Raw genomic sequence first — 21,696 nt, forward strand, 5'->3', positions numbered from 1 at the left:
CGACTCTTAAAAATAGGTTAACCGCGCCCCCCTAAGGCGCGGTTTTTTTTATCTAAATTTTCGCCAGCTCTTCAGTTTTCATTAACCATGATGGTGTCATCTAGGGTTATTGAAACGGCAAGTTAACCTCTGCGATTTGGGTTGCTAGGCATGATGCTGAAAGCTGTTTCCGGCACAGACCCGGAATGTCCCTTTTAATCACGCCGCCAAGGGGCAAAAATCTTATGACGAGCATCAACACCAATAATGCTGCGATGGCAGCCCTTTCCACATTGCGTGGAATCAACAGCAATCTTCAGATGACCCAGGGCGCCGTGTCTTCGGGCCTGCGCATTTCCAAGGCTTCAGACAACGCAGCTTACTGGTCGATTGCCACCACGATGAAGTCGGATATCGGCGCTATCGGCGCAGTATCGGACGCCCTCGGTCTTGGCGCTGCAAAGGTCGACACGGCCTACACGGCAATGGATAGCGCCATCGACATCGTCGGCCAGATCAAGAACAAGCTCGTCACCGCCAAGGAAGGCAGTGTCGACAAGGCAAAGGTCCAGGAAGAACTCGGTCAACTTCAGGCCCAACTGAAGAGCGTTGCTGAATCGGCCTCCTTCAACGGCGCAAACTGGGTCGTTGCCGCTTCGGGCGGTTCTGCTTCGGTCGTCTCCTCCTTCGTTCGCAACGGTTCGGGCGGCGTTGCTGTCACCGAGTCTGCATACGCTTTCAACACCTCTTCGCAAGGCAACGTGTTGTTCGGCGTCAACAGCGCCGGCGGTGCTGAAACCAGCTCCGGCATTCTGGGCAGCCCCGAACCAATCGGCACTTCCTCGTTCTCCGTTTACAGCCTTGATATCCGCGGCATGACCGGTTCCGGCATCGATAGCGCCATGAACATGGTGGAATCGGCCCTGCAGGCCATGACCACTGCTGCTGCCCAGCTTGGTTCGCTGTCCAGCCGCATCGACCTGCAGACGACGTTCGCCTCGTCGCTGAGCGATGCCATCACCTCGGGTGTCGGCAAGCTTGTCGATGCCAACATGGAGCAGGAATCGAGCAAGCTCTCGGCGCTGCAGACACAGCAGCAGCTGGCGGTCCAATCGCTGTCGATTGCCAACTCCTCGTCGCAGAACATCCTGTCGCTGTTCAAGTAAGCCCACGCTTACTACATCGGCCAGTCACAGAACCGCGCCCCAACGGGCGCGGTTTTATTTTGTCGATAAGCGATTAAAGCCAAAGTTAACGATCTGTTAACCAAATTTGTGTCATCTCGGGTTAACGCAACGGTTGGTTAACCTGTCCTAATGGTCTGTTAACAGGCATGACGCCGGTCTCCGTTCCCGGCCCTTCCGGAATGTCCCTTCTAATTCACGCCGATCAAGGGGCACCTCGACATGACCAGCATTCTCACCAACGTTCCTGCCATGTCTGCATTGCAGACACTGCGCAGCATCAATACCAGCCTGCAGGACACGCAAAGCCGGGTGTCTTCCGGATATCGCGTCGGCAAGGCTTCGGACAATGCGGCCTACTGGTCGATTGCGACGACGATGCGCTCCGACAACAGCGCGCTGTCTGCTGTTTCCGACGCCCTTGGCCTTGGCGCCGCCAAAGTCGACACAGCTTACACGGCCATGGATAGCGCCATCGAGGTGGTCCAGAATATCAAGAACAAGCTCGTCACCGCCAAGGAGAGCAGCGTTGACAAGAAGGATGTCCAGGAAGAAATCTCCCAGCTCCAGCAGCAATTGGAAAGCGTTGCCGAGTCCGCGTCCTTCTCCGGCCAGAACTGGATGATTGCCTCCGACGGCGCCTCCGCCTCGGTCGTGTCGTCGTTCGTGCGCACCAGCACTGGCGGTGTCGCGGTCAACAGCACCAGCTATCGATTCAACGCGAGTTCGCAGGGCAATGTATTGTTTGGCTCCAACGCGTTTGGAGACGTCAATACCTCCAGCGGCATCATCGGCAGCGGTTCCCTTTTTGGCGCGACCACATTCTCTGTCTACAGCCTCGATATCAATGGCATGACCTCCGGACAGGTCGACAAGGCTCTGACCATGGTCGAATCAGCGCTCCAGGCAATGACAACGGCGGCATCGCAGCTGGGCTCGCTTGCCAACCGCATCGATCTGCAGACGAACTTTGTCTCGGCGCTGGGCGACACGATCGATGCCGGCGTCGGCAAGCTCGTCGATGCCAATATGGAAGAGGAATCGAGCAAGCTGACTGCCCTACAGACCCAGCAGCAGCTGGCCATCCAGTCCCTGTCGATTGCCAACAGCAGCGCCCAGAACGTCCTGTCGCTGTTCAAGTAACGGGTCGCTATCCGGCGGTCGCAGACGCCAAGCCTTGAGTGTGGCTTGCGCGGCAATTGCTAAGGTCGATTTAGCGCTTGCCGCGTGGCTTCATCGCTTGTTAATGATAATACGCAGCAGTTTGTTGCTAGCGACAGGCCGAGCCGGAGAACATCCGCGCAGGCTGGCATGAAGCCGAAAAGTCGCCGCCGGTCAGCCCGGCCTGGCACCTTCACACACATCGCGGGCATCATTCCATGAGCAGCTTGACCACGAACGCTTTTGCGCTTGGCGCACTCACTGTCTTGCGCGGTGTCAACAAGGACCTGAGCACTGCCCAGCAGCAGGTGTCGTCGGGCTACCGTATCGGCTCTGCCGCTGACGACCCCTCCTACTGGTCGATGTCCATGACGATGAAGTCGGACAGTTCGAGCCTGAAGACCATAGGCGATGCCATGTCGCTCGGCGCCAGCAAGGTCGATACCGCCTATACGGCGATGACCTCGGTGATCGACGTACTCACGGATATTCAAGCAAAGCTCGTCAGCGCAAGCGAGACGGGCGTCGACAAGGACAAGCTCAACACGGATATCCAGGCACTGAAGGCGCAGTTGCAATCCACCGTCGAATCCGCATCCTTTGCCGGATCGAACTGGCTGTACAATTCGCAAGGGGTGGCCGATACGACCCAGTCGGTTATCAGCAACTTCATTCGTGGCACGTCAGGCCAGGTTACGCTCAACACGATCAACTACGATTCCTCACAGTCCCTGATGATCGACACTGCCGATCCCAGCCGCGGCTTGCTCACCAGGACGGTCGATGCCAACAGCATTGCTTCCGACGGGACAGGCACTGCCCGCAACTACTATCTGCTGGCACCGGCCGGCTCGACCGGAACTGCGGGAGGCACAGAAATCTCGCTGAGCGACGCCACCACGTCCGGCCAAGTCACTGACATGCTCAATGTCACGCATGCGCTGCTAACGGCAGCAACCTCTGCGGCATCCAACATGGGTGTCACCAAGGCTCGTATCGATAGTCAGACGACCTTCGTTGCAGGTCTCCAGGACGCCATCGACACCAGTGTCGGCGACCTTGTGGATACCAATATGGAAGAGGCCTCGGCGCGGGTCACGTCTCTGACGACAGCCCAGCAACTCGGCGTCCAGTCTCTCTCTATTGCCAACACGATGGCCAGCAAGATCCTGGTGTTGCTGCAGAGCGGCTGAGCGTCGATCGAACAGGCCGGGTGCATCATTCACCTTCGCACAAGTTTGAACTCCTACTTTCCCGTCATCGGGCACCAACCTGTCAATCGAACGACTGGGCGTGCCGGACGGAATTTGCAGTCGCTTGACGGAACCGGAAGCGGAATGATCAACGTGTTGAACACCAAAGTCCCACCGACGGCGCCAGCCGCCGCCCGTCTGAAGGCGATTTTACGGCAAGCATTCGGGGTAGCATCATGACCCGGATGCTATCGCGCTACCTGAAGGACTTCGGAGCGGAACAGCCGGCCCCGGCAGCCCCCCCGGCGCCAGTGCTCAGAAGCATGCCTTTCGAAGACACCATGGTCTTTCCGGAACCGGAAGAACTGCCGATGGTCGATCTCGCGGCCGAGCGTCGCGAAGCCTATGCCGAAGGCCACGAGGCAGCCACCCTGTCGTTGTCTGAGGCGCACCAGGAGGAACTGGACGCGATCATGGTCGTCCATGAAGCCGCGCTTGAAGAACTGAAACAGAAATTTGAAACAGAAGCGGTGGAGCGCATCGCCGAGAATTTCCAGCACATGGCCACTGCGATGGGTCTCGCCGTCAGTGCCGAGGTTGCCCGGGCGCTATCGCCGATCATCACCGAAACGCTCACGCAAAAGGCAATCGACGAACTCGCAAGCCGCGTCACGGCGTCGGTTCTCGACGGTGCGGTGGGTCCGATTGCCGTCAGCGGACGGCGCGTCATGTTCGACAGCCTTGCCGCCAAGATCGATCCGGACGGCGTGCTTCTGACCTTCGTCGAGGCGCAGGACGTAAACCTTTGCGTCACCATTGGCGATACCGTGCTCGTGACCCGCATGTCGGCCTGGGCAGATAGCCTGAGGAACGTCCTTTCATGAGCGACGCTGAAAATCACCACAACGGCAAGAATGAAATCATCATCATCAAGCGGCATGGCGGTGGCGATCACGAGGGTGGCCACGGCGGCGCCTGGAAGATCGCCTATGCCGACTTCATGACCGCTCTGATGGCCTTCTTCCTGGTGATGTGGCTGGTCAATGCATCGAATGCCGAAACCAAGGCCTCGGTTGCGTCCTACTTCAATCCCATCAAGCTTGCCGATACCAAACCCACTGAAAAAGGCCTGAAAAAGCCGGTGGACGCAGCGGAAGGCGAGCAGAAACAGGAAAAATCCAAGGAGAACTCCGACCAGCAGACCAATGGTGCCTCGGCCGCTTCCGGCGAGGACCAGACGTCGACCGCCGGCGATCAGACCAATTATTCCGAAGCCGATTTTTTCGAGAACCCCTATTCGGTTTTGTCGGAAATCGCCCAGGAGGTGGGTCAGCAGGCCAATGTGAGCGCCAAGGGAGAAGGCGGTGCCAGCACCTCCGGCCCAGCGACGGGCGCCGACGGCGGCAAGGCCTATCGAGATCCGTTCGATCCCGATTTCTGGACCAAGCAGGTCAAGGTTACCTCGGACTCAAAACCGGACGGCGGCGAAGCCAGCAAGACGGACGACGAGCCGAAGGGCGAGGTTGTTGCCATGGCAAAGGCCACCGCTTCCGACAACGGTCCGGTATCCGACAAGCCGCAGACACCCGAAACACAGGCCTCCGCCAGCGATCAGACGCAGCAACCGCTACTCGCCAATCCGCCGATCCCCGAAAAGATGCCGGAGGGTATGCAGAAGCCGATGGATGCTGCCGAGAAAGCAGCAGCCGATGCGGCACAAGCTGCGGAAAAAGCTGCCGAAGCGGCAAAGCCGGCATCGACTGCCGCCGAGACGCAGGACGCCAAGGCACTGCAGGCCACTATCCAGAAGCAAATCGGCGGTGTCGCCGGGAAGCTTGCCGAAGGCTTGGTCGTCACGCCGGCCGAGGGCGGGTTGCTGGTGACCATTTCGGACCAGAGCAACGATCCGATGTTCAACATCGGCTCAGCCGTGCCGCGCAAGGAGATGGTTCTGGCAATGGCGAAGATCGGCAAGATCCTCGCTGACCGGCCAGGCGCCATCATGCTGCGCGGGCATACTGACGGGCGGCAGTACAAGGCTGGCGAGATAGACAACTGGCGCCTGTCGCTGGACCGCGCCCAAAGCGCCTATTACATGCTCGTCCACGGAGGCCTCGACGAAAAACGTATATCGCAGGTCTCTGGCTTCGCAGACCGTCGCCTGAAGATGCCCGAGGACCCGTTCAACAACGCCAATCGTCGTATCGAGATACTGGTTCAAGGGAGCCAGGGATAATACATGGCGCGCAGCAAGCATCGATACGGTCTGACACTCACCTTGGCTCTCGGCGCGTTTTCGCCGGGGGTAGGGCATGCCGACGACAAGGATCTGGCGCCCTACAAGATGCTGAGATCACTGCAGTTCGTGCAGGACTCCGTGGTGCTCGGCGATCACTCGGCCGAGGAGATGCAGCGCTTCATGCTGTCGACCATCGACGATCGTCTGCGATCTGCCGACAGGTCCGTCTTCGACGATGTCCGCAATGTCGATGCTGCGCTGGTGTACACGATGAGCGGCGGTAATCCGGATACGCTCGAATTCCTGATGACACGGGATGTCGATGGCCATTTCGACAATCGCGTCGCGGATGTCCTGCGCAAGTACCTGAGTGGCAAAGGCATGCTCATCGTCAAGACGCTGGCCGACACGGCCAAGGAGTATCGCGACAAGAAGATCGGTCCCTACCTGTCGCTGGTCGCGGCCAATGTCATGAGCGCCAAGGACCCGAAGGCTGCCTTGAAACTCTACGACTGGGCGCGCCTCACAAGCCCCGGGACAATCGTGGAGGAGGCAGCCCTCAGGCGCTCGATGGCTTTGTCGACCGAGGCAAAGATGGTTCCGCAAAGCCTCACCTACTCGCAGCTCTACGCCCGCCGCTTCTTGCATTCGCCCTACGCCAGCCAGTTTGCCGATCTTTTCGTAAAGCTCGTGGTCGATCACAACACCGAGATTAAGCCCGAGGATGTCATCGATATCCTCTCGTTCATGGACGGGTCCCGAAAGCGCGAGGTCTACCTTCGTATTGCCAGGAGCGCGACCATAGCCGGCAAGAACGACCTCGCCCGGATGGCATCGACGCAGGCGGCGGCTATTCCGAGCGATGGCAGCGACTCCTTTAACCAGCTTGCCAGCTTCTATGGCGGCGTCGCGAACGTCTCGACGGACAAGGCCGACGCCGCTGCCCACGATATCAACGAAATTCCTGAGGGCGAGCTGAACGCCAGGGACCGGGCATTGCGCGACGCTGCCAAGACGGTCGCCGACGCAGTGACGCGGCTTCCCGAGCCGCAAAGCCTGACGCAAGCTTCGCTGGCTAAGCCTGCTAACGGAGAGATCCGACACGATGGAGCCGCAAGCGTCGAGACGCTAGGGACGAAAAGTCCCGCTGCGGCGGATGTCGGGCAGGGAGCCGCCGCAAGTGCGGCTCAACCCCATGATGGAGGGGGGCAGGATGCCAACTCTTCGTTCACCACATTCGTGACAACAAGCCAATCGAAGCTCGACGCGCTCGACGGACTTTTGAAGCAGGAAGGCAATTGACCATGGCCGGTATCGGTATCACCAGCGCTTCCGCCGGGTCTGATGTCGTTTCTCTTTCAAAAAGCAGCAGCCGCAGCAAGGGCCCGGGAAGCGATTCCCAAGGGTTCCAGGATGCGCTCAGCAGCTCCGGAAACAGCGCGGACGCTAATGCCGCGTCTAAGCGCAGCGCTGCCGATACAAATTCGGTCGACACGACCGCTTCTGAGCCCGATACCGGCAAGGCGACAGGCGACACCCTGCTGCAGGCCGGCAACTTGGCCACCCCGGCGCCAATCGGCGACAGCACGTTGTCTTCCACACCTCCGGTCGCGCCACCAGTTCTCGGCGCACCCCTCGTTTCGCTACCCGGCGTAACAGTGGCCATGCCCGCCGCCGTGGCGCCTGTGGTTGTCCCGGCGGGTGATGGTACAGCCGTGAAATTGCCTGCCGCCGATATCGCCCAGCAGTTGGTCGACGTCGTTGCCGGCGCTGTGACTGGCGAGCCAGGCACGCCGGTCAAAGTTGACCTTCCCGGCGTCAAGGGTAGCAAAAATGGCACCGCCGCCGACGACGGCAAAGACGGCGATGCGAACACATCCGACGTATCCGACCCCAATGCCGCCAGCGGTGCCGTGACCGACGTGCTGTCGCTGCTCGGCGCCGGCTTGTCGGCCGCCGTCATCCCTGCGCAGACCTCTGCCAGCGTTCTTGCCGCAGCCGGGCAACTCCATAGCGGCGGTGGCAAGGTCGATCACGGCGCGGCCTCAGTTGCAAATGCACTTCCGGCCGACGCAGCAGACGACAGCGGCGACGCAGTTGCCGTAGGCATGGCCATGCTGGCGCCGTCGATGGGCAGCGCTGGCCAGGGCAATGCCGCTGCGGGCACCTCGACGGACGGGGACGCCCCCGTGACGTTCAATGTCGACCGGGCGAGTGGCAAGGTACAGTCGCTCGATCTCGCTGCGAGCAGGAATGCGGACGATACGCCTCAGCTCGATATCAAATCGGCAAGCGGCGACAGCGGGGCAACTGTCACTGTCCTCGACTCGCGACGCTTCGTCGGCCTCGCCGATGGCTCGAATTCGGCACTTGTCGCCAATTCGCTGACGGGCAACAAGGACTGGGCAGCGGCCATGCAGCCCAATGCGGCGCTGACCGGAGCATCGGCGACAACCAGTGCCAGCAAAGTCATGAACACTCTGAAAATTCAGATGAATCCGGATAATCTGGGGATCGTGACAGCGACCATGCGGCTCTCGGGCGAGCAGCTTTCGGTCGATCTCAAGGTCCATTCCGCAGAAGCCTACAGGCAGCTCAGCAACGACCAGAGCGCGATGATCGATTCACTGCGCCAGCAGGGTTACAGCGTCGATCGGATGACCGTGACCTATACTGCTCCTGACACATCGAGCAACAACCAGCAGAGCTCCCAAGGCCAGCAGCACCAACCCGGCACGAGCCAGGGGCAGGGCAGCGATGGCCAGGCTCGCAGACAGAATTCAGGACGACAGGCCGGTGATCAAGATGGTGTCTCGCGCACGGGGAACGTGGGTACGGACGATAGCGTTGCTGGCGGTGCTCAGCGGGCTCGTGCCGGGGGCGTCTATCTCTGAGGCCAGCGCTTCCACCACGGAAGGTATGTGCGAACGGGAAATCCAGGCGGCGGCGCTGAAATACGGAATTCCCGAAGGCATACTCTACTCGGTAGGGTTGACCGAAACGGGCCGCAAGGGCTCCCTCTATCCCTTCGCCATGAATATCGAAGGCAAGCCATTCTTCCCGGCATCTGAAAATGCAGCGCTACAGCTCTTCGCGCAAGCGCATCAGAGCGGTGCCAAATTGATCGATATTGGTTGTATGCAGATCAACCAATACTTTCATGGCGAGAACTTCGCGTCGGTCGAGGCGATGTTCGATCCGCACAGCAATGTCGAATATGCGGCCAAGTTTTTGAGCGTTTTGCACGACAAGCACGAGACCTGGACGATGGCGGTTGCGCGCTATCATGCGGGTCCGAACAACAACCCGGCGCAGAAGGTATACGTCTGTCGGGTGATCGCCAATCTCGTGGCCACCGGCTACGGAAAATGGACGCCCAACGCAGCCACGTTTTGCCGCGATTGACCCCCGATAAAGTTGTATTAATGCCACATTTTAGCGGTTCTCAATATGGCGAGAACGTGAACAAAAAAGGCTTGGCAATAGCGGTCTTCAAAATGTATTAATTTTTCCACCGCTTTCTTGTGTTGAAATGGCACGACACCCACTAGATGTGGTTCAAATCGGTGCTTGAATCTTAAGCAATTATTAACTCTCGCCACTCACTTCCCACAGTTGTTCGCGATTCGCTCGATTCGTACCCATAGCCACATTGGAAACATCCACAACTGATTCGGAGGCGGCGAATGATCGTAGTGGTTGACGAACGCGGACTTGTTAAAGACGGCTACACATCTCTCTTTGGGCGAGAGGGAATTCCTTCGACGGGGTTCGACCCCAAGGAGTTTGGCGAGTGGGTCCAGACGGCGGCAGATAGCGATATCGCGGCAGTCGAGGCCTTCCTCATCGGCCAGGGCGAGCATGTACATCAGCTCCCCCGGGCGATCCGCGATCGGACACTTGCGCCGGTCATCGCGGTCAGCGATCACCCCTCGCTTGAAGCGACGCTTGCACTTTTTGATTGTGGTGTCGATGACGTCGTCCGCAAGCCGGTGCACCCTCGTGAGATCCTGGCACGGGCAGCGGCCATCCGCCGTCGCCTGAAGGCCGTTGCAAATTTCACCGACGTCGGTGCCATCCGGGTTTTCTCCGATGGCCGCGATCCGGAAGTGCATGGCGAAGTCTTCGCCCTGCCGCGCCGTGAGCGCCGCATCTTGGAATATCTGATTTCCAACCGCGGACGTCGCGTCACCAAGACGCAGATCTTCAACGCGATCTACGGCATCTTCGACGAGGAAGTCGAAGAGAACGTCGTCGAGAGCCATATCTCGAAGCTGCGCAAGAAGTTGCGCAAGAAGCTCGGCTTCGACCCTGTCGATTCCAAGCGTTTCCTCGGATATTGCATCGACTGGAGCTAAGCCTGCGGCCTCGACTGGGAATGATTTCCAGTCGAATTTGAACTACCCGAAAAGCCGCCTCATGATGATCTGCTTTTCCTCTCCCCACCAGACAGCTTCACGCAAGGCCCATTGAATAGTCTTGCGATAACGGGAAAACGAGGATTTCAGATGAGTCTTTTCGGTAGCATGAAGACGGCGGTTTCGGGGATGAATGCCCAAGCAAACCGCTTGAGCACGGTCTCCGACAACATCGCCAATTCGGCAACGACGGGCTACAAGTCCTCGTCGACAAGCTTTTCATCGCTCGTGCTGCCGACCACGGCCGGCACCTACAACTCTGGCGGTGTGGCCACCTCGGTGCAGTATGCGATTTCACAGCAGGGCGGTCTCTCCTACACATCGTCCACGACGGACTTGGCCATCCAGGGCGAAGGATTTTTCGTCGTCCAGGATGCGGCCGGGACCCCTTATCTGACACGCGCCGGTGACTTTTCACCGGATGCAAACGGCAATCTAGTCAATGCTGCGGGCTACAGCCTTATGGGTTATTCCTACGGCTCCGGTTCGCCGTCGGTGGTCGTCAACGGCTTCGATGGTCTCGTGCCGATCAATACGGAATCGCAGGGCCTGACGGCTGTCGCATCCACCACAGCTTCGTTCGCCGGCAATCTCGATTCGACAGCGGCAATCGCCACCGGCAACTTGCCCGCAAGCAACACTGCTCCGGTGACAACGGATACCAAGAAGACTTCGCTGATTGCCTACGATACCCAAGGCAACAAGGTGCAGTACGATTTCTACTACACGAAGACGGCGGCTGATACCTGGGACGTCTCGGTCTATCGCGGCTCCGATGCCGCTACGGGCGGCACGTCATCCTTTCCGTATACATCGGCAAAAGTCGGAACAGGCACGCTGGAATTCGATTCCAGCGGCAAGATCACCAGTGGTGGTACGCTTGACATCAGCGATCCGCATGCAGTCAGTGGCACGCAGGATATCTCCGTCAACATCTCCGGTTTCTCGCAGCTCGCGGCCTCTTTCGGCGCGACCGGCAAGGCAGACGGCCAGGCACCGAGCGCAGTCAACAAGGTCACCGTCGGCACCGATGGCACCGTGACGGCGCAATATGCCGACGGTACCAGCAAGCCACTATATCGCATTCCGTTGGCCAATGTGGCGAGCCCGGACAATCTTACTGTTCTCAGCGGCAACGTTTACTCCGCCAATGGACAGTCAGGCGTCACGGTCACCGGTTTCCCGCAGTCGAGCGGTCTTGGCTACATCCAGGCGGGTGCGTTGGAAGAATCCAACGTCGATCTCGCCGGCGAACTGACGACGATGATCCAGGCACAGAAAAGCTATACGGCGAATTCCAAGGTGTTTCAGACCGGTTCGGATCTGATGGACGTTCTTGTGAACCTTGTCCGATAATAAATTAAGGTACTGCCGAGCATGACACTCACCCAGGCACTCAATACCGCGCAGGCGATCTTCAACAACACGGGCAAACAAAGCGCCGTCGTGTCGAACAACATCGCCAACTCCAGCAACGCGGATTACACCCGACGTCAGGCGATGACTACCATCTCGGCCGACGGTGCGACGGTGGTACAGATTGCCCGTTCGGCAGAGCCCTCGCTTCAGCGCCAGCTGCTGGCGTCAACCTCGGCAGATGCCGCCCAGCAGCGGCTTCTGACCGGCCTCGGCGACATTCAGTCGACGATCGGTGGCAACGATAGCGAGACCGCGCCAGCAACCTATCTGTCCAATTTTCGCAAGGCGCTGCAGACCTATGCCGCATCACCGAACAGCAACACAACGGCACAGGCCGCTGTCACTGCGGCGCAGGACGTTGCCAATTCGCTGAACCAGTCGACAGCCTCGGTGCAGACCATTCGCACCAATGCCGACAAAGAAATTGCAACCACTGTCGGTACGCTGAACTCTCTACTCGGCCAGTTCCAGACCGCCAACGATGCTGTCAAGACGGCGACGGGATCGGGTACAGACGCCAGCAATGCGCTCGATCAGCGCGATGCGGTCCTCAAACAGATATCTTCCATCGTCGGTGTCAAGACGGTCAATCGCGCCAACGGCGACATGGCACTTTACACGTCCGATGGCGCGACCCTGTTTGAAACACTTCCTCGGGCAGTCACCTTCACCCCGACCAATGGCTATTCGGCCAGCAGCACCGGCAACAGCGTCTATATCGACGGCGTTGCCCTTGCACCAGGAAGTGGCGCCAACACCACTGCAAAGGGTACACTGCAGGCGCTGCTTCAGATCCGCGACGTCGAGGCGCCAACCTATCAGAAGCAGCTGGACGAGATCGGCCGCGGCTTGGTCACCATGTTCTCCGAGACCAATACGACGGATGGTTCCAAGCTCCCCGGCCTGTTCACCTACACAGACTCCAACGGCGATTCGGGCGAGACGCCGACGTCTGCCACCGTCATTGACGGCATGGCCGCGTCCATCACCGTCAATCCGGCGGTCATTACCTCTGCGGGCGGAAACCCTAACCTTCTGCGCGATGGTGGTATCAACGGTACCGGCTACGTCAACAACACTTCCGGCGATGCTGGCTATTCTACCCAGCTGGATGCCTACGACACGGCCATGGGCACGGCGGTAGATTTCGATCCGAGCGCCGGCGTCGATAGCAATTCCAGCATCATGGATTTTGCATCGAACTCGGTCGGCTGGGTGGAAAGCGAACGCAGTGCCGCATCGACTGCAGCCGAAAATACTGCAGCGTCTTCGTCTCGCTCGACCGAAGCCTATTCGAACGGAACGGGGGTCAACCTCGACGAAGAACTCACTTTGATGATGGACATCGAGCAATCCTACAAGGCCGGCACAAAAATCCTGAGCGCGGTCAACGATATGCTCACTGCCCTTCTTCAACTGAACTGACGGGTTAAGCCATGAAACTCTCCGCCATCTCAAGCAGTGCCATTCAGAACGCCATGCGGCTGACGATCAAGCAGTCGCAGAACGAGATGACCAAGGCCTCCCTGGAAGCAACGACTGGCGTCTATGCCGACATGGGCGTATCGCTGGGTGGCAACATCTCGCAGAGCATCGACATGACGCGCGACGTTTCCCGTCTCGACTCGATCATGGCCAGCAATTCCACGGCGGCGGCGCGCATGACCGCGACGCAAAAAGGGCTTGCGGATATGACGAGCCAGTCGCAGACATTTCTGGACCAGCTGGTCGCCCTACAGGGTAACCAGGATGGAAGCAGCATCGCGCTCTCCCAGACGACGGCGACGTCGACGATCTCCTCTTTCGTCGCCGACGCAAACACGCAGCTGAACGGCCAGTACATCTTTGCCGGCACCAATACCGACGTTCAGCCCGTCACCGATCAGACCACGGCCGCAACGGCAGCAATACAGTCGGCATTGACAGACTACATGGCAGCCCAGTCACCACCGGTGACTGCCAAGAGCGACCTGACTGCCGACCAGATGAATGATTTCATCAGCACCAAGGTGCAGCCGATGTTCCTGGACGACACGTCGCCGGCTCCGAACTGGAGCAGCTGGTCGAGTGCTTCCGACCAGAACATGACAAGCCGGATCAACAACTCCGAGGTGGTCGAGACTTCGACCAACAGCAACTCTTCCGGCATGCGCTACATGGCGTTGGCGGGCACGGTCGCCAAGGCGCTGATGGGAACCGATATCAGCAAGGCGGCGCTGAACGCGGTGACGACGAACGCCATCAGCTACGCCCGCCAGGGCATCGACGGAATGAATGCGCAGGCCAGCCAGCTTGGCCTGTCGCAGTCCCGGGTTACCAAGGCGAACGACGCCATCGGTGCCCAGAAGGACATCATCAACAACCGGATCGTCGACCTCCAGGGTGTCGATCCGTACGAGGCATCCACCAAGGTTAACAGTTTGGAAACCCAGCTGCAGACTGCCTACACCATCGTTTCGAAAATTCAGCAGTTGAGTCTCGTAAATTACCTCTGATGATCAGAGGGCGTAATGACCAGGAAGGATGCATGAATGTATCAGTTCTCATATGCAGAAATCATGCAGGACGCAGTCGCCGACGCCAAGGAGCGGGAACGCCAGGTCCTTGATCGGTCGGTCGCTCTTCTGACGGCTGCAATGCAAAAAGAAAAATACGGTCGAGAATCGATCGAGGCACTTTTTTACACAAGACGTGTCTGGGTTGCCTTCATCGAGGATCTCAAGAACCCCGAAAATCAGCTTGATGTTACCCTGCGTGCCAACCTCATCTCTATCGCCATCTGGATCTTGAAGGAATGCGACAGGATCAGGCGACGGAAGTCGACAAACTACCAGGGCATCATCGACGTCACAACCATCATCAGGGATGGACTTAAATGAAAAGTACACTTCGCATATCGCTTAAAGCCGGCGAACGGATCTTCATCAACGGAGCCGTGCTGCGCGTCGACCGGAAGGTCGCTCTCGAATTCCTGAACGACGTGACATTCCTTCTGGAAAACCACGTTCTCCAGCCCGAGGACGCAACGACCCCCTTGCGCCAGCTCTACTTCATCGCCCAGATGATTCTGATCAATCCGGAAGGCAAGGACCAGTCGACGGTACTGTTCCGCAAGTCGATCGTCATGCTGCTCAGCTGCTTCAAGAATGAAGAAGTCCTGGCAGAACTGAAGCGCATCGACGGGCTGGTCGCGACCGGCAAGGCATTCGACGCGTTGAAGTCTATCCGCGGCCTCTACGTCGTTGAAGACAGCATCCTGAACAGCCCGGAAATGCCGGCTGCGACGATCGAGCAGATCCGCCGAGAAATCGCACCATGGCGGTAACACCAGTCAGCACCGTCGCAGGTGCTACCGCGACGGGGGCCACGGCAACTGCCACCGCCACGGGGACAAGCAGCGCCGCAGCAACCAACGCGACGACTGCGGCGGCAAGCGCATCGCTGAACTACAACGACTTCCTTCAGCTGCTGATTGCCCAGATGAAGACGCAGGATCCGACGTCACCGATGGACGCCAGCGCGCAGATTTCGCAGCTCGCCAGCTTCTCGCAGGTGGAACAGCAGATCAAGACGAACGCCCATCTGGAAACTGTTTTGTCGAACCAGATGCTGTCTCAGGCGGCAAGCTACGTCGGCAAGACGATCGTCAGCGCCGATGCCACGGTGACCGGCGTCGTCAAGGAAGTCAGCGTCTATTCGGACGGCATCCTTGCAATTACCGCAGCCGGCGATAAGGTCCTCATACAGCCGGGAATCAGCGTCACCGACGGAACGGTGACGAAACCGACAGGCACAAGCACGACGACAGACACTGCCTCGACAGCCAAATAAGGCTTTCGATCTGGCTTCAGTCAGTCCTGGTGTGGAGGTCCACTGAAACCCGAAATATATTGGCACGGTCGCGGCTGGCGAGCGTGCCTTGAACACAGGAAATTGGCCGAGATGAACGAAGCCGATGCATTGGATATCTTTCAGGCGGCGATCTGGACCGTGCTGATCTCGGCAGGCCCTGCGGTTGCCGCTGCGATGATCGTGGGCATTGTCATCGCCCTTGTCCAGGCGCTGACGCAGGTGCAGGAAGCGACCTTGACGTTCGTGCCGAAGATTGTCGCTGTCTTCGTGACGATCGGCATCACGGCGCCGTTTGTCGGTTCGCAGATCGGCATTTTCACCAATCTGGTCTTTTCACGTATCCAGTCAGGCTTCTAGGCCACGGACTCATTAGTTGAGGCGATCCATATCCTCGTCGCGACAAGCTTGAGGGCGGCCATGTAATTATCAGCGCGCCGGTCGTATCGCGTCGCGAGGCCTCGCATCTGCTTGATACGGTTGAAGAACCGTTCCACGAGATTGCGCTGACGGTAGACCCAGCGGTTGAAGCTGAATGTCTGCTTTCGATTGGCCTTTGCAGGGATATTCGCCCAGCACTTGCGTTGCTTGGCAAAGTTACGAATTGCGTCGGTGTCATATGCCTTGTCGGCGAGGATCGTCGCGCCGGGCCGCAGGTCGCTCAACAGCTTTTCAGCCATCGGTGCATCGGCGGCTTGGCCGGCGGTGAGTTCAAGCCGAACCGGTCTGCCATCTGCATCGACAAGAGCGTGGATCTTTGTCGTCAGGCCGCCGCGCGAACGTCCCATGCAAGGATCGGCAGATCCCCCTTTTTAGCGTTGGCACCATGCTGGTGAACGCGAACACAAGAACTGTCGATCATCACGATGTCTCCATCGTAACGCTTTGAAACGGCGTCCAGAAGACGATCCCAGACGCCCGCCTTGCGCCATCGGGAGAACCGATTGTAAAGCGTCGTGCGCGGGCCATAACGCTCCGGCACATCTCGCCAAGACGAACCAGTCCTGAAACGCCACAGGATGCCGTTGATCACCCGGCGGTCATCGACACGTTCAATTCCACGGCTATTGTTCGGCAAAAGAGGTGCAATGATAGCCCATTCTTCGTCGCTCAATTCATGACGGCGCATGGCAATCTCCTTTCAAGGAGATTGAATCACACACCGTCAATAAGATGAACCCCGTTTATGGGGACACTGCCTAGCAGAGCCAGGTCGGCCGGCAGGCGCGTGAGCCATCCTCGCGCAAGCTTCATCCCGTAACTCGACAGGAGAATACGGCAAGCGGCTCGTCCGCCGGCCTCCTCTCATGAAGAGACGGACCTGAAGAATGGCGTTACCTCCTTCGCTACCCCTGCCGAAAGTCGCCCCGAATTTCCGCGACGTGGGATTTGCCGTCGGCATCGTCTCGATGCTGTGCATCCTGTTTCTGCCGATCCCGCCTTTCCTCATCGACATGGGCCTGGCTTTCTCGATCGCGCTGTCTGTTCTCATCCTGATGGTGGCGCTTTGGATCCAGAAGCCGCTCGAGTTTTCGTCTTTCCCGACCATCCTGCTGATTGCCACGATGACCCGGTTGGCGCTCAATATTGCCACGACCCGCGTGATCCTTTCCCACGGCTATGAAGGTGATCATGCCGCTGGCGGCGTCATCGCCGGTTTCGCCAATCTAGTCATGGCCGGCGATTTTGTCATCGGACTGATCGTCTTTCTCATCCTTATCACCATCAACTTCATCGTCATCACCAAGGGTGCCACGCGTATCGCCGAAGTCGGCGCCCGTTTTACCCTTGATGCCATCCCCGGCAAGCAGATGGCCATCGACGCCGACCTTTCGGCCGGCCTGATCGACGAGCGCGAAGCACAGCGCCGGCGCAAGGAGCTGGAAGAGGAGAGTTCCTTCTTCGGCGCGATGGACGGTGCGTCGAAGTTCGTGCGAGGCGATGCCGTCGCCGGACTGATCATCACCTCGATCAACATCTTCGGCGGCATCATCATCGGCTATTTCCGCCATGGCATGCCGATCGGCCAGGCGGCGGATGTGTTCGTCAAGCTTTCGGTCGGTGACGGCCTTGTGGCGCAGATGCCGGCGCTGATCATCTCGCTTGCAGCCGGCCTGCTCGTTTCGCGCGGCGGCACGTCAGGATCCACTGACCAGGCCGTCGTCAACCAGCTGAGTGGCTATCCTCGTGCCCTCGGCGTTGCCTCCGGCATGATGTGCCTGCTGGCTATCATGCCCGGACTTCCGTTTATCCCGTTCATCACGCTTGGCGGCATCATGGGTGCCGGCGCCTGGTTCATCCCGCGCCAGGCAGAGGCGCTGAACAAGCTCCGCCGCGACGCCGAAGAACAGAAAGTCAGTCAGTCCAAGGATCTCGAGAAGGATTCGGTCAAGAACGTTCTCAAGACCTCCGAAATCGAACTGGCACTCGGCAAGATCGTCTCGACACGACTGCTTGGCGCGCATCAGGAGCTGGCATTCCGCGTCGGCAAGATGCGCAAGAAGTTCGCGTCGCAATACGGTTTCGTGGTGCCGGAGATCAAGGTCACCGACGACATCTCCATTGCCGACAAATCCTACCAGATCCGAATACACGGCACGACCATCGCCTCCAACCTGCTCCGGGTCGGCGAAGTCCTGGTGGTCACCGGCGCCGGCCGCAAGCCGACCGTGCCGGGCGACGACATTCGTGAACCGGCCTTCGGCATGCCGGCCGTCTCGGTTCTCGAAGCTTTCACGGAAGATCTGAAGCGCGAAGGCTTCCAGCCGATCGACAACGTCTCGGTGGTGCTGACCCATATGAGCGAAGTCATCCGCAACAACCTGCCGGCGCTGCTGTCCTACAAGGACGTCAAGATCCTGATCGATCGCCTCGACCCGGAATACAAGAAGCTCGCCGACGAGATCTGCTCGTCGCACATGTCCTACTCCGGCCTGCAGGCCGTGCTGAAGCTGCTGCTTGCCGAGCGTGTGTCGATCCGCAACCTGCATCTCATCCTCGAAGCAGTCGCCGAACTCGCGCCGCACGTGCGCAAGACCGAGCAGATCGTCGAGCACGTCCGGGTTCGTATGTCGCAGCAGCTCTGCGGCGACCTTGCCGACAATGGTGTACTGCGCGTCCTGCGGCTGGGCTCGAAATGGGATCTGGTGTTCCACCAGGCGCTGAAGCGCGATCCGAAGGGCGAAATTATCGAGTTCGACATCGATCCGCGCAATCTCGAGGAATTCAGCGAACAGGCGACGCGAGTTATCCGTGAATTCATGGACAAGGGCCTGCCTTTCGTACTTGTCACGTCGCCGGAAACACGCTCCTATGTGCGCATGATCATCGAACGCCTGTTTGCGACGCTGCCTGTCCTGTCGCATGTGGAATTGGCCAAAGGAATCGAGATCAAGATTCTGGGCGCTATTTCATGATTACAGACCCTCAGGGGACCGTCCTCGCACTCTTTTTGTGCTTCTGTCGCATCGGCGGCTGCGTGATGGTTCTCCCGGGGTTTTCGTCGGCCCGCGTGCCGCAGCAAATTCGCGTGCTGCTTGCCGTTGCCCTGTCGATGGCGGTGCTGCCGGTGCTGTGGGATACGATCTATCCGAAGGCCTCGGTCGCCGGGCCGCAATATGTGATGCTGATCGCCACCGAATCGCTCATTGGCGTGATGTACGGAATGATGGCCAGGCTCTATACGTTGGGGTTGCAATTCGCCGGGACGATCATCGCCATGATGATCGGCCTCACATCCCCGGGCGGTGCCGATCCAGTCGAAGACGGTAGCGAAACCGCCATTTCCGGCGTGATCACATTCTGCGGCCTGATGATTCTTTTCATCATGGATTTTCACCACTACATTTTCCGGGCGTTGATCGACTCCTACACGCTGATCCCCTTCGGCGGTCATATCGAGATGCAAGCGACGCTGATCTCTTTTACCGATACCCTGCAGGCGACCACCTACATCATGCTGCGGCTTGCCAGCCCTTTTCTGATCTACGGCCTGATGTTCCAGGTTTCGATCGGCTTCATCAACAAGCTCGCACCGCAGATCCCGGTCTACTTCATCTCTACGCCCTATCTGCTGATGGGCGGACTTTTCATGCTCTATCTCAGTCTGGCGGCGATGATCAGCCAGTTTTCCGATGCGTTCCTCAGCGTCTACAACGGTCATTAGCGAGCAGGGCAAGACATGGCGGAACAGAGCCGATCCAAGAAACTGAAGCGCCTCGTGGCCGTCCAGCGCCATCTGGAGCAGATGGCCGAGCAGGAACTGGCCGAGGCCAATCGCGTGCGCGCCGAGGTAGGGCACTCCATCGACCAGGTGGTGGATGCCATCGGCTCTATCGATGTGGTGCATATGGCTTTTGCCCAGCAATACGCCTGGCGGTTGGGTCGCCTGACGCTGCGCGACCAGCAGCTTGAGGGTATGCAGGCGCTTATCGAGATGAATGTGCTGAAGGAGCGGACCAAGGCGGACCGGCTCGAGGAGCATATGATGGATGCCCGCGCCGCAGAATTGCGTGAATCCGACGACAATGCGGTCTACGATATCATCGATCAGCGTTTTGCCGCCGTCGCACCAGCCTCCAGCAAGGTTCAAAAACCATAGTCGTCACGAGTTCATACGAAAGGAACGTGACGTGGCTATTTCGCCCCCCAGTGATCTGGTCCTGGATGTTGTAAGAGCAGCCGACCCGACAGACCTGCAGGCAGCGCAGGCCAAGCTTCAGGCCAACCGCGCAGCCTTTGCCGCCACCAGCCTTGCGGAAGCCGGTAACGGCTTTGCGTCGACTGTCGATGTTCTGAACAAGGCCGGTACGCAGGCGGGTCTCGCCAATGCCAACGAGCGGTCGACGACGGGCAAGGTGCCTGCCGCCTACCAGAAGTTCGAAGCCATGGTGCTGCAGAATTTCGTCAAGAACATCCTGCCGAACAGCGACACCCTCTACGGCAAGGGAACCGCCGGCGAAATGTGGAAGGGCATGATGGCCGAACAGCTCGGCAACACCATGGCCAAGGACGGCGGCGTCGGCATCGCAGCGAAGATGTACCACGAGCAGCTTTCCAAGACCCGGGGAACCGGCGCCGACCACGTCGAGACGAGCGACAACGACAAGCGGCAGGCACTCAGCATGATCGACGACTTCGAGCGCAAGACGTTCGGAACGCCGTCGGCAGAAAACGACAATACCGGTACGACCGTGACCAATCAGGATTCCCTGACGTCGCAGAAAGTGTAAGTGGGGCAAGGCTATGGAAATCATTTCGAACGACTACCGCATCAAGTCTGTCCTCGGCCGGCTGGAACTGATCATCGACAACGAGAACAACCGTATCGGCAAGGACGCGGAATTCGATCTGAAGGTCTCCAACGCCCACAAGAGCCGGTGCCTTTACGAACTCTCGATGCTGTTTCGCGATACCGACCCCGCTGAAATGGCTGCTGCCCATATCGAGCAGTTGCACGGCCTGAAGAAGAAGCTGGTGCTCAACGCGCGTCGAGTCGAAGCCCATCTGGAAGCCGTCCGCGCAGTGGCTGAAATTCTGAAGAATGCCGTGCAGGATGCGGATGCCGACGGCACCTATTCCCAGGAACAGTTCGCGGTGCGTCAGGCAGGATGATCAAGCTCGTCGCCACAGGCCTTTGGGTGTGCGTCGTCACCTTGGTGGCGGTCTACTTTTCCATCCAGATGGCGACAGCCCCGGCCGCAAGCCCGGATGCGAAGCCCTCTGCCAAGGAATTCGTCAAGGGCGAGTCGATCAATGTCCCGATCATTGGCGACACAGGCGTCAGCGGCTATTTCATCACCAAGATTTCCTACATGATGGACAAGGACAAGGCGAAGGATCTCGACACACCTTTGCCGGCCCTGACGACGGATGCATTGTTTACGCTGCTGGTCGGCAACAAGATGATCGACATGTCAAAGCCGAAGGCGTTCAACGTCGAAGCCTTTCGCGACGAGATCAAGAAGAACCTGAACGGCCACCTCGGCGGCGAGTATGTCGATAGCGTCGTGATCGAGCAGCTAGACTATCTCTCCAAGGACGAGGTGCGCGCCAACGAAGGCGCGCCGGTCAAGAAAAACATGAAGATGGTACCGATTGTCCCACCGGAGGCCCCGCCCGGCGGCGACGCGGTGAAGGCTGAGAAATAGCAAAAAACAAGGTGCTCGTCGTCGAAAGCTATTCGCCGTGACGGACCGTTAACCTTTTCTTTGCTATCGAAATTTACAATCGGTTAATCATCCGAATCTGCCGCC

23 protein-coding genes are annotated in these 21,696 nt (G+C 58.8%); 22 read left to right on the forward strand and 1 reads right to left on the reverse strand.

What is annotated here, in order from left to right:
* The first annotated feature begins 224 nt into the window (after positions 1 to 224).
* From PR017_RS01250 to fliQ, 16 genes are all read left to right on the forward strand, one after another.
* The gene (locus tag PR017_RS01250) at positions 225 to 1,145 is read left to right on the forward strand and encodes a flagellin N-terminal helical domain-containing protein (RefSeq protein WP_111216836.1); all 921 of its coding nucleotides are present in this window, start codon (positions 225 to 227) and stop codon (positions 1,143 to 1,145) included.
* Between the two features lie 240 nt (positions 1,146 to 1,385).
* Complete coding sequence (locus tag PR017_RS01255; protein ID WP_111216838.1) at positions 1,386 to 2,306, forward strand: flagellin N-terminal helical domain-containing protein; 921 nt, start codon at positions 1,386 to 1,388, stop codon at positions 2,304 to 2,306.
* Between the two features lie 236 nt (positions 2,307 to 2,542).
* Positions 2,543 to 3,517: a flagellin N-terminal helical domain-containing protein gene (locus tag PR017_RS01260; RefSeq protein WP_111216840.1), complete on the forward strand. Its 975-nt coding sequence runs from the start codon at positions 2,543 to 2,545 to the stop codon at positions 3,515 to 3,517.
* A 236-nt stretch (positions 3,518 to 3,753) separates the two neighbouring features.
* Positions 3,754 to 4,401, forward strand: a complete 648-nt coding sequence (locus PR017_RS01265) for a hypothetical protein (protein ID WP_111216842.1) — start codon at positions 3,754 to 3,756, stop codon at positions 4,399 to 4,401.
* Complete coding sequence (locus PR017_RS01270; protein WP_111216844.1) at positions 4,398 to 5,753, forward strand: MotB family protein; 1,356 nt, start codon at positions 4,398 to 4,400, stop codon at positions 5,751 to 5,753. Before PR017_RS01265 ends, PR017_RS01270 begins: the two co-directional genes overlap by 4 nt.
* Before the next feature lie 3 nt (positions 5,754 to 5,756).
* Positions 5,757 to 7,058: a chemotaxis protein MotC gene (gene motC, locus PR017_RS01275; protein ID WP_111216846.1), complete on the forward strand. Its 1,302-nt coding sequence runs from the start codon at positions 5,757 to 5,759 to the stop codon at positions 7,056 to 7,058.
* A 2-nt stretch (positions 7,059 to 7,060) separates the two neighbouring features.
* Positions 7,061 to 8,650 (forward strand): flagellar hook-length control protein FliK, encoded by a 1,590-nt coding sequence (gene fliK / locus PR017_RS01280; protein WP_111216848.1) that lies wholly within the window; start codon positions 7,061 to 7,063, stop codon positions 8,648 to 8,650.
* Positions 8,562 to 9,161 carry a transglycosylase SLT domain-containing protein gene (locus PR017_RS01285; RefSeq protein WP_111216850.1) on the forward strand — a complete coding sequence of 200 codons (600 nt, stop codon included), beginning with the start codon at positions 8,562 to 8,564 and terminating at the stop codon, positions 9,159 to 9,161. The genes fliK and PR017_RS01285 overlap by 89 nt, the downstream gene beginning before the upstream one ends.
* A gap of 281 nt (positions 9,162 to 9,442) precedes the next feature.
* Positions 9,443 to 10,114, forward strand: coding sequence for a transcriptional activator Rem (rem, locus tag PR017_RS01290; RefSeq protein ID WP_111216852.1), 672 nt, complete (start codon positions 9,443 to 9,445; stop codon positions 10,112 to 10,114).
* Positions 10,115 to 10,264: 150 nt separating this feature from the next.
* The gene (locus tag PR017_RS01295; protein WP_111216854.1) at positions 10,265 to 11,530 is read left to right on the forward strand and encodes a flagellar hook protein FlgE; all 1,266 of its coding nucleotides are present in this window, start codon (positions 10,265 to 10,267) and stop codon (positions 11,528 to 11,530) included.
* A gap of 21 nt (positions 11,531 to 11,551) precedes the next feature.
* Positions 11,552 to 13,018, forward strand: coding sequence for a flagellar hook-associated protein FlgK (flgK, locus tag PR017_RS01300; RefSeq protein ID WP_111216856.1), 1,467 nt, complete (start codon positions 11,552 to 11,554; stop codon positions 13,016 to 13,018).
* A gap of 11 nt (positions 13,019 to 13,029) precedes the next feature.
* The gene (locus PR017_RS01305; protein ID WP_111216858.1) at positions 13,030 to 14,088 is read left to right on the forward strand and encodes a flagellar hook-associated family protein; all 1,059 of its coding nucleotides are present in this window, start codon (positions 13,030 to 13,032) and stop codon (positions 14,086 to 14,088) included.
* Between the two features lie 36 nt (positions 14,089 to 14,124).
* Positions 14,125 to 14,472, forward strand: a complete 348-nt coding sequence (gene flaF, locus PR017_RS01310) for a flagellar biosynthesis regulator FlaF (protein WP_111216860.1) — start codon at positions 14,125 to 14,127, stop codon at positions 14,470 to 14,472.
* Positions 14,469 to 14,918: a flagellar biosynthesis repressor FlbT gene (gene flbT / locus PR017_RS01315; RefSeq protein WP_111216862.1), complete on the forward strand. Its 450-nt coding sequence runs from the start codon at positions 14,469 to 14,471 to the stop codon at positions 14,916 to 14,918. The genes flaF and flbT overlap by 4 nt, the downstream gene beginning before the upstream one ends.
* Entirely contained in the window at positions 14,909 to 15,424 is a 516-nt protein-coding gene (flgD, locus tag PR017_RS01320) for a flagellar hook assembly protein FlgD (protein WP_111216864.1), read from the forward strand. Before flbT ends, flgD begins: the two co-directional genes overlap by 10 nt.
* Positions 15,425 to 15,535: 111 nt before the next feature.
* A complete protein-coding gene (gene fliQ / locus PR017_RS01325; RefSeq protein ID WP_111216865.1) occupies positions 15,536 to 15,802 on the forward strand; it encodes a flagellar biosynthesis protein FliQ in 267 nt (88 codons plus the stop codon).
* On the opposite strand, the gene PR017_RS01330 is transcribed toward fliQ, so the two are convergent.
* Positions 15,799 to 16,577 (reverse strand): IS5 family transposase gene (locus tag PR017_RS01330; RefSeq protein WP_425070025.1). Its coding sequence is split into 2 segments (ribosomal slippage): positions 15,799 to 16,235 and positions 16,235 to 16,577, totalling 780 coding nucleotides; the frame shifts between segments, so codons are not numbered across the junction. The genes fliQ and PR017_RS01330 overlap by 4 nt on opposite strands.
* 193 nt (positions 16,578 to 16,770) lie before the next feature.
* Here PR017_RS01330 and flhA point away from each other — a divergent pair.
* Genes flhA through PR017_RS01360 form a run of 6 tightly spaced genes read left to right on the forward strand, consistent with a single transcriptional unit; the run spans position 16,771 to position 21,591 of the window.
* The gene (gene flhA, locus PR017_RS01335) at positions 16,771 to 18,858 is read left to right on the forward strand and encodes a flagellar biosynthesis protein FlhA (RefSeq protein WP_111217399.1); all 2,088 of its coding nucleotides are present in this window, start codon (positions 16,771 to 16,773) and stop codon (positions 18,856 to 18,858) included.
* Positions 18,855 to 19,607 (forward strand): flagellar biosynthetic protein FliR, encoded by a 753-nt coding sequence (gene fliR / locus PR017_RS01340; protein ID WP_111217401.1) that lies wholly within the window; start codon positions 18,855 to 18,857, stop codon positions 19,605 to 19,607. Before flhA ends, fliR begins: the two co-directional genes overlap by 4 nt.
* Before the next feature lie 15 nt (positions 19,608 to 19,622).
* On the forward strand, positions 19,623 to 20,042 hold the full coding sequence (locus PR017_RS01345) for a hypothetical protein (RefSeq protein ID WP_111217403.1): 420 nt from the start codon (positions 19,623 to 19,625) through the stop codon (positions 20,040 to 20,042).
* Between the two features lie 31 nt (positions 20,043 to 20,073).
* Complete coding sequence (locus PR017_RS01350) at positions 20,074 to 20,673, forward strand: rod-binding protein (protein WP_111217405.1); 600 nt, start codon at positions 20,074 to 20,076, stop codon at positions 20,671 to 20,673.
* Between the two features lie 13 nt (positions 20,674 to 20,686).
* Entirely contained in the window at positions 20,687 to 21,055 is a 369-nt protein-coding gene (locus tag PR017_RS01355) for a hypothetical protein (RefSeq protein WP_111217407.1), read from the forward strand.
* Positions 21,052 to 21,591, forward strand: coding sequence for a flagellar basal body-associated FliL family protein (locus PR017_RS01360; RefSeq protein WP_111217409.1), 540 nt, complete (start codon positions 21,052 to 21,054; stop codon positions 21,589 to 21,591). The genes PR017_RS01355 and PR017_RS01360 overlap by 4 nt, the downstream gene beginning before the upstream one ends.
* Positions 21,592 to 21,696 lie beyond the last annotated feature (105 nt).

The organism is Rhizobium tumorigenes, from assembly GCF_003240565.2.
Taxonomy (GTDB): domain Bacteria; phylum Pseudomonadota; class Alphaproteobacteria; order Rhizobiales; family Rhizobiaceae; genus Rhizobium; species Rhizobium tumorigenes.

Excerpts from the sequence above, each read along its gene's own strand:
- PR017_RS01360 (WP_111217409.1), top strand. The coding sequence starts at position 21,052 with ATGATCAAGCTCGTCGCCACAGGCCTTTGGGTGTGCGTCGTCACCTTG.
- PR017_RS01260 (WP_111216840.1), top strand. The coding sequence starts at position 2,543 with ATGAGCAGCTTGACCACGAACGCTTTTGCGCTTGGCGCACTCACTGTC.
- rem (WP_111216852.1), top strand. The coding sequence starts at position 9,443 with ATGATCGTAGTGGTTGACGAACGCGGACTTGTTAAAGACGGCTACACA.
- PR017_RS01295 (WP_111216854.1), top strand. The coding sequence starts at position 10,265 with ATGAGTCTTTTCGGTAGCATGAAGACGGCGGTTTCGGGGATGAATGCC.
- PR017_RS01250 (WP_111216836.1), top strand. The coding sequence starts at position 225 with ATGACGAGCATCAACACCAATAATGCTGCGATGGCAGCCCTTTCCACA.
- fliR (WP_111217401.1), top strand. The coding sequence starts at position 18,855 with ATGATTACAGACCCTCAGGGGACCGTCCTCGCACTCTTTTTGTGCTTC.
- PR017_RS01265 (WP_111216842.1), top strand. The coding sequence starts at position 3,754 with ATGACCCGGATGCTATCGCGCTACCTGAAGGACTTCGGAGCGGAACAG.
- motC (WP_111216846.1), top strand. The coding sequence starts at position 5,757 with ATGGCGCGCAGCAAGCATCGATACGGTCTGACACTCACCTTGGCTCTC.
- flgD (WP_111216864.1), top strand. The coding sequence starts at position 14,909 with ATGGCGGTAACACCAGTCAGCACCGTCGCAGGTGCTACCGCGACGGGG.
- PR017_RS01355 (WP_111217407.1), top strand. The coding sequence starts at position 20,687 with ATGGAAATCATTTCGAACGACTACCGCATCAAGTCTGTCCTCGGCCGG.
- PR017_RS01305 (WP_111216858.1), top strand. The coding sequence starts at position 13,030 with ATGAAACTCTCCGCCATCTCAAGCAGTGCCATTCAGAACGCCATGCGG.
- flgK (WP_111216856.1), top strand. The coding sequence starts at position 11,552 with ATGACACTCACCCAGGCACTCAATACCGCGCAGGCGATCTTCAACAAC.
- flhA (WP_111217399.1), top strand. The coding sequence starts at position 16,771 with ATGGCGTTACCTCCTTCGCTACCCCTGCCGAAAGTCGCCCCGAATTTC.
- flbT (WP_111216862.1), top strand. The coding sequence starts at position 14,469 with ATGAAAAGTACACTTCGCATATCGCTTAAAGCCGGCGAACGGATCTTC.
- PR017_RS01270 (WP_111216844.1), top strand. The coding sequence starts at position 4,398 with ATGAGCGACGCTGAAAATCACCACAACGGCAAGAATGAAATCATCATC.
- flaF (WP_111216860.1), top strand. The coding sequence starts at position 14,125 with ATGTATCAGTTCTCATATGCAGAAATCATGCAGGACGCAGTCGCCGAC.
- PR017_RS01285 (WP_111216850.1), top strand. The coding sequence starts at position 8,562 with ATGGTGTCTCGCGCACGGGGAACGTGGGTACGGACGATAGCGTTGCTG.
- PR017_RS01345 (WP_111217403.1), top strand. The coding sequence starts at position 19,623 with ATGGCGGAACAGAGCCGATCCAAGAAACTGAAGCGCCTCGTGGCCGTC.
- PR017_RS01255 (WP_111216838.1), top strand. The coding sequence starts at position 1,386 with ATGACCAGCATTCTCACCAACGTTCCTGCCATGTCTGCATTGCAGACA.
- fliK (WP_111216848.1), top strand. The coding sequence starts at position 7,061 with ATGGCCGGTATCGGTATCACCAGCGCTTCCGCCGGGTCTGATGTCGTT.
- fliQ (WP_111216865.1), top strand. The coding sequence starts at position 15,536 with ATGAACGAAGCCGATGCATTGGATATCTTTCAGGCGGCGATCTGGACC.